At 67.4% G+C, this 14,819-nt stretch carries 10 protein-coding genes and 1 pseudogene; 8 read left to right on the top strand and 3 right to left on the bottom strand.

The window, feature by feature from the left end; all coding sequences use genetic code 11:
* Positions 1-150 precede the first annotated feature (150 nt).
* From ADBZ5N_RS02445 to ADBZ5N_RS02415, 7 genes are all read left to right on the top strand, one after another.
* Positions 151-1,857 carry an acyclic terpene utilization AtuA family protein gene (locus tag ADBZ5N_RS02445; RefSeq protein WP_526255898.1) on the top strand — a complete coding sequence of 569 codons (1,707 nt, stop codon included), beginning with the start codon at positions 151-153 and terminating at the stop codon, positions 1,855-1,857.
* 2 nt (positions 1,858-1,859) lie between these two features.
* Positions 1,860-3,017, top strand: coding sequence for an acyl-CoA dehydrogenase family protein (locus tag ADBZ5N_RS02440; RefSeq protein ID WP_526255928.1), 1,158 nt, complete (start codon positions 1,860-1,862; stop codon positions 3,015-3,017).
* Positions 3,018-3,076: 59 nt separating this feature from the next.
* Positions 3,077-4,609 carry an acyl-CoA carboxylase subunit beta gene (locus ADBZ5N_RS02435; protein ID WP_526255927.1) on the top strand — a complete coding sequence of 511 codons (1,533 nt, stop codon included), beginning with the start codon at positions 3,077-3,079 and terminating at the stop codon, positions 4,607-4,609.
* A 142-nt stretch (positions 4,610-4,751) separates the two neighbouring features.
* Complete coding sequence (locus tag ADBZ5N_RS02430; protein WP_526255897.1) at positions 4,752-6,707, top strand: acetyl/propionyl/methylcrotonyl-CoA carboxylase subunit alpha; 1,956 nt, start codon at positions 4,752-4,754, stop codon at positions 6,705-6,707.
* 11 nt (positions 6,708-6,718) lie between these two features.
* Entirely contained in the window at positions 6,719-7,882 is a 1,164-nt protein-coding gene (locus ADBZ5N_RS02425) for an acyl-CoA dehydrogenase family protein (protein ID WP_526255896.1), read from the top strand.
* 1 nt (position 7,883) lies between these two features.
* A complete protein-coding gene (locus ADBZ5N_RS02420; protein ID WP_526255895.1) occupies positions 7,884-8,666 on the top strand; it encodes an enoyl-CoA hydratase family protein in 783 nt (260 codons plus the stop codon).
* Between the two features lie 60 nt (positions 8,667-8,726).
* A complete protein-coding gene (locus ADBZ5N_RS02415; protein ID WP_526255894.1) occupies positions 8,727-9,305 on the top strand; it encodes a DUF1707 domain-containing protein in 579 nt (192 codons plus the stop codon).
* A 73-nt stretch (positions 9,306-9,378) separates the two neighbouring features.
* Here the strand turns inward: ADBZ5N_RS02415 and ADBZ5N_RS02410 are convergent, their stop codons facing one another.
* From ADBZ5N_RS02410 to ADBZ5N_RS02400, 3 genes are all read right to left on the bottom strand, one after another.
* Positions 9,379-10,749: a hypothetical protein gene (locus ADBZ5N_RS02410; RefSeq protein ID WP_526255893.1), complete on the bottom strand. Its 1,371-nt coding sequence runs from the start codon at positions 10,747-10,749 to the stop codon at positions 9,379-9,381.
* 421 nt (positions 10,750-11,170) lie between these two features.
* Complete coding sequence (locus ADBZ5N_RS02405) at positions 11,171-13,165, bottom strand: hypothetical protein (protein ID WP_526255892.1); 1,995 nt, start codon at positions 13,163-13,165, stop codon at positions 11,171-11,173.
* Entirely contained in the window at positions 13,158-14,555 is a 1,398-nt protein-coding gene (locus ADBZ5N_RS02400) for a sigma 54-interacting transcriptional regulator (RefSeq protein WP_526255891.1), read from the bottom strand. The genes ADBZ5N_RS02405 and ADBZ5N_RS02400 overlap by 8 nt, the downstream gene beginning before the upstream one ends.
* A 76-nt stretch (positions 14,556-14,631) precedes the next feature.
* Here ADBZ5N_RS02400 and ADBZ5N_RS02395 point away from each other — a divergent pair.
* Positions 14,632-14,819: pseudogene (locus tag ADBZ5N_RS02395) on the top strand (DUF6670 family protein); the annotation flags it as partial.

Genomic DNA, 14,819 nt, shown 5'->3' with positions numbered 1-14,819 from the left:
ACAGGATAGCCGCCGACCGGTGGCTTCTCCAAAGCGGCCGGGACGTTGACACCGGCCGGGAGCCGGACGATAACCTACCGGTTGGTTGGCCCGCCCGATCTTTTTCCGACTTGGTCGGCCCTACGACGCGCCGAGGGAGGACGCACCCCGATGACAGTTCCCCCCGGACCCGTTCGGATCGGCAACTGTTCGGGGTTTTACGGCGACCGGGTGGCCGCGATGCGGGAGATGCTTACCGGCGGCGATCTGGATTATCTGACCGGGGACTATCTGGCCGAACTCACCATGCTGATCCTGGGCCGGGACCGAATGAAATATCCGGAGCGAGGCTACGCCAAGACCTTCCTGACCCAACTCGAGGAGTGTTTGGGCCTGGCGCAGGACCGGGCAGTGCGCATCGTGACCAACGCCGGGGGCCTCAACCCGGCCGGTCTGGCCGTCGCGGTGCGGACACTGGCCGACAAGTTGGGGGTCACCGTCACCGTCGCCCACGTCGAGGGCGACGACCTGCTGCACCGGGCCGCCGAACTCGGCTTCCCGGGAGTACTGACCGCCAACGCCTATCTGGGGGCCTGGGGCGTCGTGGACTGTCTGTCATCCGGGGCCGACATCGTGGTGACCGGCCGGGTCACCGATGCCTCGGTGGTGGTGGGTCCGGCCGCCGCCCACTTCGGGTGGACCCGGCAGGACTACGACCGCATCGCCGGTGCGGTCGTCGCCGGGCATGTCATCGAATGCGGGGCGCAAGCGACCGGCGGGAACTACGCCTTCTTCACCGAGATCACCGACCTGGGTTACCCGGGTTTCCCTCTCGCCGAGATCCACGATGACGGTTCCTCGGTGATCACCAAACATCCGGGTACCGGCGGTCAGGTGAATGTTGGCACCGTCACCGCGCAGTTGCTCTACGAGATCACCGGCGCGCGGTACGCCAATCCGGACGCCACCGCAAGGTTCGACACCATCGCCCTGACTGACGATGGGCCGGACCGGGTGCGGATCAGCGGTGTGCGGGGCGAACCGCCGCCACCGACGCTCAAGGTGTCGCTCAACAGCATCGGCGGCTATCGCAATTCCGCGACCTTCGTGCTCACCGGTCTGGACATCGACGCCAAGGCCGACCTGGTCCGCCGCCAACTCGACGCGGCCCTGACTGACCGGCCGGCCGAAGTGCAGTGGACGTTGGCTCGCACCGATCAACCGGATGCCGGCACAGAGCAGACCGCCAGCGCGCTGTTGACCTGCACGGTTCGCGATCCGGATTCCAACAAGGTCGGCCGGCGCTTCTCCTCGGCCGCAGTGGAACTGGCGTTGGCGAGTTATCCCGGATTCCACACCACCGCGCCGCCGTCGGACGGCGCGGTCTACGGGCTGTTCACGCCCGGCTATGTGCCGGCCACGGAGGTGCCGCATACCGCGGTGCACGCCGACGGTACGAAGGTGCCGATCGCACCGGCCGCCGAGACGCTGGAGTTGACCGCGGCCGAGGAACCGGCGGTGCCCGAGCCACTGCCCGTCGGGCCTACCCGACGCCTGCCGCTGGGCACCATCGCCGGCGCCCGCAGCGGCGACAAGGGCGGCGGCGCCAACATCGGCGTGTGGGTGCGCACCGACGCGCAGTACCGGTGGCTGGCCAACACTCTGACGGTGCAACGGCTGCGTGAATTGTTGCCAGAGGCAGCCGATCTCACCGTGACCCGTCACCTGCTGCCCGGCATCCGGTCGTTGAACTTCGTCATTGACGGCATCCTCGGCAAGGGCGTGGCCTACCAGGCCCGGTTCGACCCGCAGGCCAAAGGATTGGGCGAGTGGCTGCGCAGCCGTCATATCGACATCCCGGAGGGGATTCTGCAGTGAGCATTTCGGCACCGAGTATCTGGACCACGCCCGAGCGTCAAGAACTGCGCAAGGCGGTGCGCACCTTCGCCGAGCGGGAGATCCTGCCGCATATCGACGAGTGGGAACAAGCCGGTGAACTTCCCCGCGAACTCAGCCGCCGCACCGCCGAAGCCGGACTGCTCGGCGTCGGTTTCCCCGAAGCGGTCGGCGGCGACGGCGGTGACGGGGCCGACGTGGCGGTCATCTGCGAAGAACTGCACGAAGCCGGAACTCCCGGCGGGGTTTTCGCGTCGCTATTCACCGTCGGGATCGCCGTACCGCACATGATCGCCTCCGGTGATGAACGGCTGATCGAGAAGTTCGTCAAGCCCACCCTGCGGGGTGAGTTGATCGGGTCGCTGGCCATTACCGAACCGGGCGGCGGATCCGACGTCGGACACCTGCGCACCACCGCGGTGCGGGACGGCTACGCCTACGTGGTCAACGGTTCCAAGACCTACATCACCTCGGCGGTGCGCGGTGACTACGTGGTGGCCGCGGTCCGCACCGGCGGTCCGGGGGCGGCCGGGATCTCCATGCTGGTCATCGAGAAGGGCACCCCCGGATTCGAGGTGAGCCGCAAACTGGCCAAGATGGGCTGGCGTTCGTCGGACACCGCCGAACTGTCCTTCTCCGATGTGCGGGTTCCGGTGGAGAACCTGGTGGGGGCGGAGAACACCGGCTTCTTCCAGATCGCGCAGGCCTTCGTCTCCGAGCGCATCGGCCTAGCCGTGCAGGCCTATTCCAGCGCGCAGAGGTGTCTGGACATCACCGTGCAGTGGTGCCGGGACCGGGAGACGTTCGGCAAGCCACTGATCGCCCGGCAGACCGTGCAGAACACCCTGGCCGAGATGGCGCGACGGATCGACGTCGCCCGGGTGTATTCCCGTAACGTCATCGAGCGGCAACTGGCCGGTGACCAGAACCTCATCGCCCCAGTGTGTTTCGCTAAGAACACCGCCGTTGAGGCCGGTGAATGGGTGGCCAATCAGGCAGTCCAACTCTTCGGCGGGATGGGGTACATGGCCGAGTCGGAGGTCGAACGGCAGTACCGGGATATGCGCATCCTCGGCATCGGCGGGGGCACCACCGAGATCATGACCAGCCTGGCCGCTAAGACCTTGGGCTATCAGGTGTGAGCACTCTGCGAACCGCCATCGACACCGCCGCAGCGGCCTACACCGAAGCGGCGGCGGCGATGCTGGCCAAACTCGCCGAACTCGAGATCGAACTGGGCAAGGCACTGGCCGGCGGCGGGCCGAAATACGTTCAGCGCCATCACACCCGCGGCAAGCTGACCGCTCGGGAACGCATCGAGTTGCTCGTCGACCCGGATTCGCCGTTCCTGGAACTATGCCCGTTGGCCGCCTACGGCACCGAATTCCAGGTGGGGGCCAGCCTGGTCATCGGCATCGGCGTGGTCGAGGCCACCGAATGCATGCTGGTGGCGCATGACCCAACCGTCAAGGGCGGTACCTCCAATCCCTGGACGCTGAAGAAAGTGCTGCGGGCCAACCAGATTGCGCTGGAGAACCGACTGCCGCTGATATCGCTGGTCGAGTCCGGCGGGGCGGACCTCCCCACCCAGAAGGAGATCTTCATTCCGGGCGGGCGGATGTTCCGCGACCTCACCCGTTTGTCGGCGGCCGGAATCCCCACCATCGCGTTGGTATTCGGCAATTCCACCGCCGGCGGTGCCTACGTCCCGGGGATGTCGGACCACGTGGTGATGATCAAAGAGCGCTCGAAGGTGTTTCTGGCCGGCCCGCCGCTGGTGAAGATGGCCACCGGGGAGGAGTCCGACGACGAGTCGCTGGGCGGAGCCGAGATGCATGCCAAGACTTCGGGACTGGCCGACTACCTCGCCCAGGACGAACGGGACGCGATCCGGATCGGGCGGCGGATCGTGGCACGGCTGAACTGGTCGAAAAAGGGTCCTGCGCCAAGTCCGTTCGGCGAACCACTGGCCGACGCGGAGCAACTCCTCGGCATCGTGCCGGCCGATCTGCGGATACCGTTCGACCCGCGGGACATGATCGCACGCGTCGTCGATGACTCCGACTTCGACGAGTTCAAACCGCTTTACGGCGCCTCGCTGGTCACCGGGTGGGCCAGCGTCCACGGCTACCCGGTGGGGATTCTGGCCAACGCCCGCGGGGTGCTCTTCAGCGAGGAGTCCCAGAAGGCCACCCAGTTCATCCAACTGGCCAATCAGGCCAATACGCCGTTGTTGTTCCTGCACAACACCACCGGCTATATGGTCGGCAAGGCCTACGAGGAAGGCGGGATGATCAAGCACGGCGCGATGATGATCAACGCCGTGTCGAATTCGGCCGTCCCGCATATCTCCCTACTCATCGGCGCCTCCTACGGCGCCGGTCACTACGGAATGTGCGGCCGCGCCTACGACCCGCGGTTCCTGTTCGCCTGGCCCAGCGCGAAGTCGGCGGTGATGGGCGGGGCGCAACTGGCCGGAGTGCTCTCCATCGTCAACCGGGCCGCCGCCGCGGCCCGAGGGCAGGCCGTCGACGAGGATGCCGACGCCGCCCTGCGCGCCGCGGTCGAGGCGCAGATCGAGGCCGAGTCGCTGCCGATGTTCCTGTCCGGCCGACTCTATGACGACGGCGTAATCGACCCCCGGGACACCCGCACCGTGCTGGGGATGTGTCTGTCCGCCATCGCCAGCGGCCCGATCGAGGGGACGTCGAACTTCGGCGTCTTCCGGATGTGAGGGCGGCGGCGATGAGCGCTTGCGCGAAGAGCAGACAACACCCGATGAGCGCTTGCGCGAAGAGCACACAACACCCGATGAGCGCTTGCGCGAAGAGCAGACAACACCCGATGAGCGCTTGCGCGAAGAGCAGAGGCCAGGCGTGATTACCAGGGTTCTGGTGGCCAACCGCGGTGAGATCGCGCGGCGGGTGTTCACCACATGCCGGCGTCTGGGCATCGGGACGGTCGCCGTCTACACCGAGCATGATGCACACTCCCCGCACGTCGCCGAGGCCGACGCCCGGGCGTGCATCGACAGCTACCTGGATCCCGATGCGCTGTTGGCGGCGGCCCGGGCCGCCGGTGCCGACGCCGTCCACCCGGGGTACGGATTCCTCTCGGAGAACGCGGGTTTCGCGATGGCGGTGGCCGATGCGGGACTGACCTGGATCGGTCCGCCCGCCGCGGCGGTAACGGCGATGGGCTCCAAGATCGAAGCCAAGAAGCTGATGGCGGCCGCAGGTGTGCCGGTGCTGGCCGAACTCGACCCCGCCACCGTGCGGGCCGACGAGTTGCCGGTCCTGGTCAAGGCCTCCGCCGGCGGTGGTGGTCGCGGTATGCGGGTGGTGGCGCAGCTCGCCGACCTGACCGCACAGGTGCACGCCGCCCGACGCGAGGCGGAGTCGGCGTTCGGGGATCCGACGGTGTTCTGCGAGCGCTACCTGCCCCGCGGTCGTCATGTCGAGGTTCAGGTGATGGCCGATCAGCACGGCACGGTGTGGGCGGTCGGCGAACGGGAGTGCTCGATCCAGCGTCGGCACCAGAAGATCCTCGAGGAAGCGCCGTCCCCACTGGTGGATCGCGTGGCCGGCATGCGGGAGCGGCTGTTCGAGGCGGCGCGACTGGCGACCGGTGCGATCGGGTACACCGGGGCCGGGACCGTGGAATTCCTGGCCGACGACGCCGGGGAATTCTTCTTTTTGGAGATGAACACCCGCCTGCAGGTGGAGCATCCGGTGACCGAACTGACGACCGGTCTGGATCTGGTGGAATGGCAATTGGCGGTCGCCGAGGGTGAGGCGCTGCCCGCGCAGCCGCCCGCCACCACCGGGCATTCCATCGAGGCCCGGCTCTACGCCGAGGACCCGGCGCGGGGCTGGCAGCCACAAGCCGGCCGGATCCACCACTTCGATGTGCCGGGCGTGGTGAGCCGATTCAGCCCGCTGACGGGCACCGGAATCCGGCTGGACTCCGGGATCGTCGACGGATCGGTGGTCTCGATCTTCTACGACCCCCTGCTGGCCAAAGTCATCGCTCGAGGGCCCACCCGGGCGCGCGCGGCCGGTGTCCTGGCCGATGCGTTGGCCCGGACCCGTCTGCACGGCCTTCGAACCAACCGTGATCTGTTGGTCAACGTGCTGCGTCACCCCGCGTTCCTGGCGGGTGACACCGACACGGCATTCCTCGACACCCACGGCCTGGACCACCTCGCCACCGCGCTGGCCGACGAGCGGGCGGTGCGGCTTTCCGCGGTGGCCGCCGCACTGGCCGACGCGGCAGCCAACCGAGCCGTCGCCCCGGTTCTCGGTTCGGTGCCCAGTGGCTGGCGGAATGTGTTGTCGAGCAACCAGATCAAGGTTTACCGCGATGCGGGCGGGGCCGAACATCGGGTCGCCTACCGGTTCACCCGCGGCGGTCTACAGCTTCCCGACGACCCGGAAATCAGCCTGGTCTCCTCGGCTCCGTCCGAGGTGGTGCTAGCCCACCACGGGGTAGCCGCCGCATTCACCGTCGCCCGCTACGGCGACGAGGTCTACGTCGACTCACCGTTGGGCTGTGTCGCCTTCGCCGCCGTCCCGCGCTTCCCGGAAACGGAGTCGGTCCTCGAGAAGGGGTCGCTGGTCGCCCCGATGCCAGGGTCTGTGATCCGGCTCGGGGCAGACCTCGGTGACACCGTCACCGCCGGACAGCCGCTGGTGTGGCTTGAGGCGATGAAAATGGAGCACACCATCACCGCGCCCGTCGACGGCGTCCTGATCCAACTCGACGTCAACGTCGGCCAGCAGGTCGAGGTGGGCGCCGTTCTGGCACGGGTTGAGACCCCCGAACCGAACTGAGGAGAACAGCAATGAGCACCGACTTCATCGAAAGCACTGAGCGGCAGGCGCTGCGCAAGTCCGTGGCGGCACTTGCCGCCAACTACGGTCCCGATTACTACCTCGGACAGGCCCGCGCCGGCGGGCACACCGACGAATTGTGGCGCGAGGCAGGACAACTCGGCTTCATCGGAGTGAATCTCCCCGAGGAGTACGGTGGCGGCGGAGCCGGCATGTATGAGCTGGCCCTAGTGATGGAGGAGCTGGCGGCCGGCGGTTGCCCATTGCTGATGATGGTGGTCTCGCCGGCCATAAACGGCACGATCATCGCCAAGTTCGGCACCGACGAGCAGAAGAGACGCTGGGTTCCCGGGATCGCCGACGGGTCGATCACCATGGCGTTCGCCATCACCGAGCCGGATGCCGGGTCGAACTCCCATCGCATCACGACCACCGCCCGCCGGGACGGCAGTGACTGGATCCTGTCCGGCCAGAAGGTGTGGATCTCCGGGCTGGACCAGGCGCAGGCCGTCCTAGTGGTCGGCCGCAGCGAAGAGTCCAAAACCGGCAACCTGCGTCCGGCGCTGTTCATCGTCCCCACCGACGCCCCGGGGCTGTCCTTCACCAAGATCCCGATGGAACTGACCATGCCGGAGAGCCAGTTCCAGGTGTTCCTCGACGAGGTCCGGCTCCCCTCGGATGCGTTGGTGGGCGCCGAGGACACCGCGCTAGCCCAACTGTTCTCCGGGTTGAACCCGGAGCGGATCATGGGCGCAGCCAGCGCCGTGGGCATGGGCCGACTGGCTTTGGAGAAGGCCTGCGATTACGTCAAGACCCGGCAGGTATGGAAGACCCCGATCGGAGCCCATCAGGGCATCGCTCATCCCCTGGCGCAGAACCACATCGAGCTGGAACTGGCCAGGCTGATGATGCAGAAGGCTGCCAGCCTCTACGACGCCGGCGACGATGTCGGTGTCGCCGAGGCGGCCAACATGGCCAAGTATGCGGCCGGTGAGGCGTCGACCCGGGCTGTAGATCAGGCCGTTCAATCGATGGGCGGCAACGGTCTGTCACAGGAATACGGGGTCGCCGCGATGCTGGTCGGCTCCCGGTTGGCCCGCATCGCCCCGGTCAGCCGGGAGATGATCCTCAACTTCGTCGCCCAAACCTCATTGGGCCTGCCCCGGTCGTACTGACATGACCGTGGTCCAGTACACCGGCCCCGCTGAGATCGGTGGGCACGTCGCGCGGTTGACGCTGGATTCGCCGCACAACCGCAACGCACTGTCCTCGGCGCTGGTGGCGCAACTCCGCGAAGGACTGCGCCGGGCCACCGCGGACACCGAGGTGCGGGCGGTGGTGCTCGGCCACACCGGCGGAACCTTCTGCGCCGGTGCCGACCTGTCCGAAGCCACCGACGGCGACCCAGGCCAGGCTGCGGCCGGGCGGGCGCACGAACTGGCCGGGTTACTGCGCTCGATTGTCGAGTGCCCGGTTCCGGTGATCGGAGCCGTAGACGGGCACGTGCGGGCGGGCGGTATGGGTCTAGTCGGCGCCTGCGACATCGTCATCGCCGGGCCGCGCAGCACCTTCGCGTTGACCGAAGCCCGGATCGGGGTTGCGCCGGCGATCATCTCGCTGACCCTGCTGCCGAAACTGGATCCCCGTGCCGCCGCCCGCTACTACCTCACCGGGGAGACCTTCAACTCCCGACGGGCCGCCAAGATCGGGTTGGTGACCAGCACCGCCGACGACGTCGGATTCGCCGTCGATGCGGTGACCGCCGAACTGTCCAAGGCCTCACCGCAGGGGCTTGCGGCCTCCAAGGCGCTGACCACGGCGGCAGTGTTGGCCGGTTTCGATCGCGACGCCGACCGGCTGGCTGAAGAGTCGGCGCGACTGTTTGTTTCCGAGGAGGCACGGGAGGGCATGCTCGCGTTCCTGCAGAAGCGACCGCCGCGGTGGGCCGCTGACGGGTGACGGTTCGGCACCGACTTTTGCACTCGAGTGAACGGGTCGTAGGCTCGAACAGTCATGAGCATGAGCAATGTTTCGCCCGGCGACTCCATGCAGGCGTCTGCCGACGACCGCATCCAGGTCGCCCAGTTGCTCTCCGAGGCCGCCTCGAATGGCCGAATTACCCTCGAGGAGTACGAGACCCGGCTTTCGAAGGCCTACTCAGCCTCCACCTACGACCAACTCGAGCGGCTGACCTCCGATCTTCCCGAAGCGTTGGAATACCGGCGGCATAAGAGCAGGCCGGCGCCGGCGACCATGCTGCTGGCGATCCTGAGCGGCTTCGAGCGGCGCGGCCGCTGGAACATTCCCGGCCGGATGACGACGTTCACCCTGTTCGGCGGAGGTGTGGTCGACCTACGCTACGCCGACTTCACCTCACCGGATGTCGAGATCCACGCCTACTCGATCCTCGGCGGACAAACTATCCTGCTGCCGCCGGAGGTCAATGTCGATGTGCAGGGCCACGGCGTGATGGGCGGGTTCGATCAGAAGGTCGACGGCGCCGGCACACCGGGGGCACCCACGGTTACCATCAAGGGCTTTTCGCTGTGGGGCGGCGTCGGGATCAAACGCCGCAACCGCACAGCCAGTGCAGACTGACTTCTGCAGGCAGTCCCGAGCACCAAACACGATGGCCCCCTCCGCGCGGAGGGGGCCATCGTGGTTATGCAGGTCAGCTGTCGCTGTCGCTCGTGTCCGATCCGGCGCCGGCACCGGCGCTGTCGCCGGCATCGGCGGAGTCGGCCTTCGACGGCTCGTCTGCGGTCGCGCTCGCCGCGTTGTCCGCCTCGTCGCTCACCGAGCCCTTGGGGGCGTCTGCCGGGGCGTCGTCGGCCACCTCGAGATCCTTGAGGTCGAGGTCCTCGACGGCGATGTCGACCTCGGGGACGTCCACCGCCGGCGCCTCGGGGGCGTCGGCCGGCTTGGTCTCGACCTCGGGAGCGATCTCCTCGATCTCGACGGCCGGAGCCTCGTCGACGACCTCGGCAGCCGGAGCGGGATCGACCACCTCAGCCTCCGGAGCCGCGTCGGCGACCGGAGCGACGACTGCCGGGGCCTCCGCCACCGGGGCCTCAACAACCGGGGCCTCAACAACGGGGGCCTCGGCCGGAGCGTCGACCGCGGGAGCGCTCTGGATCACCTCGGCGGAGACCACCTTGGCGGTGTCAGCCTCGGCCACTTCAGCGGCCGCCTCCTGTGGCAGCGGGCTGGTGCCACCGGTGGGGAACGGCACCGCACCGGTGACGATGTCGATCCAGTAGTTCAGTGTGCCGGACAGTCCGTACTGGTAGAAGCCCAGGCTCGGGTTCGCCGGGTCGATCGGAAGGTCACCGAGGTAGGCCAGGATGCTGTTGCCCGCGAACGGACCGGCCAACGGGACGGCCTGAAGCAGGCCCGCAACCGTCGACAGCGCGAGGTTGTAGGCGATCGAGAGGTTCGCCGGACCCCAGAACAGCGCGGCAAGGGGAACAGTCAGTTCCGGTACCGCTTGGCCGAGCGTTCCCTGCAGCACGTACCAGAGCCCGGCGCTGTAGCCCAGATTCTCGTACTGGAAGCTCGGCGAACTGCCGCCACCGCTACCGATCGGGAAGAAGCCGTTGGGCTCGGCGAAGTAGTTGACGAAACTGATCGGCCAGTTGTCGACGTCGTCGAAGCCGTTGCCGTTGCCGTTGATCAGAGCGTCGAGGAACAGGTACGACACCCCGGGGATTCCGGACTGGGTGCAGCCGTTGTCGCAGTAGACAACCCACGGGTTCACGAACCCGGGCTGGCCGAGCGCGTCTGTGGGCGCCGCCCACTCCGGTCCGTAGCTCTCCGTGCCGAGGGTGCCGCCCCAGTCAGTGTTGCCGAAGAGGATGTCGGTCCACACCTCCGGCGGGATGGACAGCACGTCGGCGAAGGTGGTCAGCTCGTAAGCGGCCGTCGAGAGGGCGGCCGGGGAGGGCACACCCAGATGGGGGGCCACCGCCGGTGTCGCAACGGCGATCGCCGCGGCGCTCGCCAGCGCTGCTGCCGAGATCAGGGGCTTGGTACGAGACGCCATGAAAGTGTCCTTAGGTTCGGCCCGCCGGCTCGGCGGGAATCACGCTTTGCTGAGCACCATCATCGGATGGACGCTTCGATCGTACGGGGATGTTTGCCGCGAGGCAAATCGGTGGACCGAAATTGACACCCGTCCAATTCAGGGCCTTCGGCAGGTTGACCAGCAAACTGGCACTTTTACCGCCTGTGAGCATGCACGCCCTCGGCCCATCAGCGCAGATTGGGGTAATTCATAGGTCCTTCTAAGGATGAAAACGCCCCGGAGTGTTTGCCAGAGTCCCGCGTTCGCTGTCAGCGGACATAACCCCAACCCACGGCAGACCATTAGCCGTCAGCAAACACCGCCTAGTCGGGCGGGCGCAGGTGACCACGATATAGCGATTTGATAACAGTTCCCGAGCAATCTGAACTGCAGATATGCGTTATCGGCGACGGCGCGATCGCAGGTAGTCCCCCACCACTGCAGCGCCCAGGCCGTCCAGATCGGGGACCACGACCCGACCCTGGACCCGTCGGGCCACCTGGTCGATGAACCGGGCCAGCCCGGGATCGTCGCCGAGCCGGAAAATCGTCACCTGGGCCCCGAGTCGGGCAACCTCATCGAGCCCGCGGACGGTGTGGGCGATCGTGCGGGGATGCGGCGGGTAATCAAAGAACACCGAAGAACGCTGGCCCGCGCCGCCGAAATTTTCCAAGTGGGCGGTGGGTTCACCGTCGGTGACGATCAGCACCACCGGTTGCGCGCCGGGGTGCCGGCGTAGGTGCCGGCCCGCCAGTGCCAGCGCGTGGTGCAGGTTGGTGCCTTGTTCGTAGACACCTTCCAGTCCGGTCAATTCCGCGGCGCTCACGGTGCGCGCATAACGGCCGAAGGCGACGATCTGCAGGGCGTCCGACCGGAACCGGGTACTGACCAGGTGGTTGAGCGCCAGGGCCGTCCGCTTCATCGGTAGCCAGCGGTTCTCCATCACCATCGAGAACGAGGTGTCGACCAGCAGTGCGACCGCCGCCTGGGTGCGGGTCTCGGTTTCGGACACCTCGACGTCATCGACGGCGATCCGCAGCGGCCCGTCGTCACTGCGCTGCTGCCCTCCGGCTCGGCGAAGCACGGCGTTGGTAATGGTTCTGGTGACGTTCCACGGCTCGGTGTCGCCGAACTCCCACGGCCGGGTGGCACCGGTCAGTTCGCCGGCCGCCCCGGCGCGGCGGGTTTCGCGTTCGCCGTGGCGTCCGGAAAGTTGTTGGGCCACATCGCGAAGCGCCGCCCGGCCGAGTTGGCGCATCGCCTTTGGTGACAGCCTCCACTTTCCGTCCGATCCGCGGTCCAGGAAGCCCTGGTTCATCAGGGCGCGCTCCAACTCCGCCAGGGTCCTGGCGTCGACGGCGGCCTGGTCGCCGAGTTGGCGGGCCAGGGCGTCGAGGTCGACGTCGTCCATAGTGGCCCCCGGGTAGCTCTGGGACAGCTGCTCGGCGAGTTGTTCGAGTTCGGCGATGTCGGCCATCGCCTGCGCTCCCTGACCCATACCGAGCGGGTTGTCGCCGGAGAACTCAGCAGAACCGTCCCAGTCCTCGCCTGGGCGGGCCGCCCGCAGGTGGGAGTCCAGCCGACTCAGCGCCTGCATCAACTGCGGGGAGCCGAATGCCTGCTGCGCCAGCGCATCCAGTTCGGCGCGCTGCTCGGCGCTCAGGCTGTTGCGGAACCGCTGCGCGGCGGCTGCCCGCTTGGCCAGCGAGTCCAGCAATTCCTCGACGTTGCGAGGGTTCTCCGGAAAGTACTGCCCGTGCTTGGCCATGAAGTTGCCGAAGTCTTCTGCTGTGTCCTCGCCCCGGGCGTGCTTGTCGAGCAGGTCGTTGAGGTCATCGAGCATCTGGTTGACAGCCTGCCGATCCTCATCTCCCGCGTTCTCCAGTGCCTGCTTCATCCCGGCGAACCGCTGGTCGAGCATCTCCCGGCCCAGCAGATCCTTGATCTGGTCGTAGCGCTGCCGGGCCTCGGGGCTGCGCCAGTTGTAGTCGGACAATTCCTGCACCGCTTTGGCCGGTGACGGCGAGAGCGACTCGATCTGCATCTCGGCGAAACGCGCGTCGTCGTCCAGCGCCCGGGCCAGCTCCTTGCGTTCGGCCAGCACCGCCTCATCGAGGAGTTTTTTGATCTCCTGCAGTGTTCCATCAAGGTTGTTGCGCGACAACAGTTCCCGACGCCGTCGATTAACCTCCGCGGCCAGCCGGTCAGCACCCTTGAGGTTCTTGTTGCCACGGCGGAGCAGTTCGGACAGGGCACGGCGGGGCGAGGCGCCCTCCATGACGTCCTGGCCGATCTGCTCGAGTGCCTCCCGCAGATCAACCGGCGGCGCCAGCGGATCGGGCCCGCCGGTGTAGGCGGAGTAGCGGGAGTCGTGGCCGCGGCCTGCTTTAGCCATAGACGGTTTCGCCGTCGCCGGTGTTTTTGTCGATCTTCTTGGCCAGATAGAGCGCCTCCAGTGCCAGTTCCAGGGCGGCCGCCCGCTCACCCTCACTGTTGGCTCCGAGACGACCGGCGATTTTTTCGGTCACCGGCAGATCGGGCAGGGCGGACAGGACGTTCTTGGCCGAGACCTGCTCACCGGTGGTCACCGCGGACTTCTCGACCGCGGGCACCAACGGGCCGACGTCGATACCGCCGAGCGCCTTCTGCGCGGTCTCGGCGGTGGCCCGGCGCAGCAGATGTTCCAGCACCGCCAGTTCGCGGCCCTCTTCGCCGGACTCGAACTCCAGTTTGCCGCGCAGCACGTCGATCACGGTGCCGAGGTCCACCACGCGGGCCACCGGTTCGTCTTCGCCGAGAATGGCGCCGCGGTGCCGCGCCGAGGCGGCGACGGTCTCGGCGGCGGCGATGGCGAAGCGGGCCGACACCCCGGAGCGCTGGTCCACCGAGTGTGACTCGCGTAGCAACCGGGTGAAGCGGGCGATGATCTGCAGGAGGTAGTCCGGCACCTTCGCGGTCAGGTGGGCTTCCTGCTCGATCACGCCCACCTCGGCGTCGAGTTCACGCGGATAGTGGGTGCGGATCTCGGCACCGAAGCGGTCCTTGAGTGGGGTGATGATCCGGCCGCGGTTGGTGTAGTCCTCGGGGTTGGCGCTGGCCACCACCAGCACGTCCAGCGGCAGCCGCAGGGTGTAGCCGCGGACCTGGATGTCGCGTTCCTCCATCACGTTGAGCATCGCCACCTGGATGCGTTCGGCGAGGTCGGGCAGTTCGTTGACCGCGACGATGCCGCGATGGGCCCGCGGGATCAGGCCGTAGGCAATGGTCTCCGGATCCCCCAGCGTGCGGCCCTCGGCGACCTTGATCGGGTCGATGTCGCCGACCAGGTCGGCCACGCTGGTATCGGGGGTGGCCAGTTTCTCGGTGTACCGCTCGCTGCGGTGCCGCCAGGTGACCGGCAGATCGTCGCCCAGTTCGGCCACCTGCCGGATGGACTGCGGGGTGATCGGAGAGTAGGGGTGCTCGCCCAGTTCAGCCCCGGCGATCACGGGAGTCCACTCGTCGAGCAGGTTGGCCAGTGAGCGCAGCAACCGGGTCTTGCCCTGGCCGCGCTCGCCGAGCAGAACGAAATCGTGTCCGGCGATCAGTGCACGTTCCAACTGCGGCAGCACGGAGTACTCGAAGCCGAAGATCCCCGGCCAGACCTCTTCACCGTCGGCCAGGGCGGTCAGCAGGTTCTCCCGGATTTCCTGCTTGACGCTGCGCTCCCGGTGGCCGGAGGCGCGCAGTTCGCCGAGCGTGGTGGGCAGGCCGGCGGGCTGATCGTCATTCTGCGCTACAGTCACGCCCCCCACGCTACGACTGCTGTCGAGTGGGCGTCGGCGTCAGCGGCTTTCTGGGCGGTTCTGACAGGATCTCGTCATGCATTGGGCCGCCGCAGCGGGCATCCGCCGGACCCTCACGGCGTTGACGGCCATTCTCGACACCGCGGAGTCCTCGTCGCGGAGGCCCTTCGACGAACCCGCCATCATGGTGCCCAACGTCAACTCGAAGCGGTTCGGCTGGACTCACTACGGGGTGATGATTCCTGATCTGCCCGAACGGCACCG

The sequence above is a fragment of the Mycobacterium sp. genome, from assembly GCF_044370595.1.
In the GTDB taxonomy this organism is placed as follows: domain Bacteria; phylum Actinomycetota; class Actinomycetes; order Mycobacteriales; family Mycobacteriaceae; genus Mycobacterium.
Note: the sequence above shows the minus strand (reverse complement) of the source record. Positions and strands in the feature narration are given on the sequence as shown.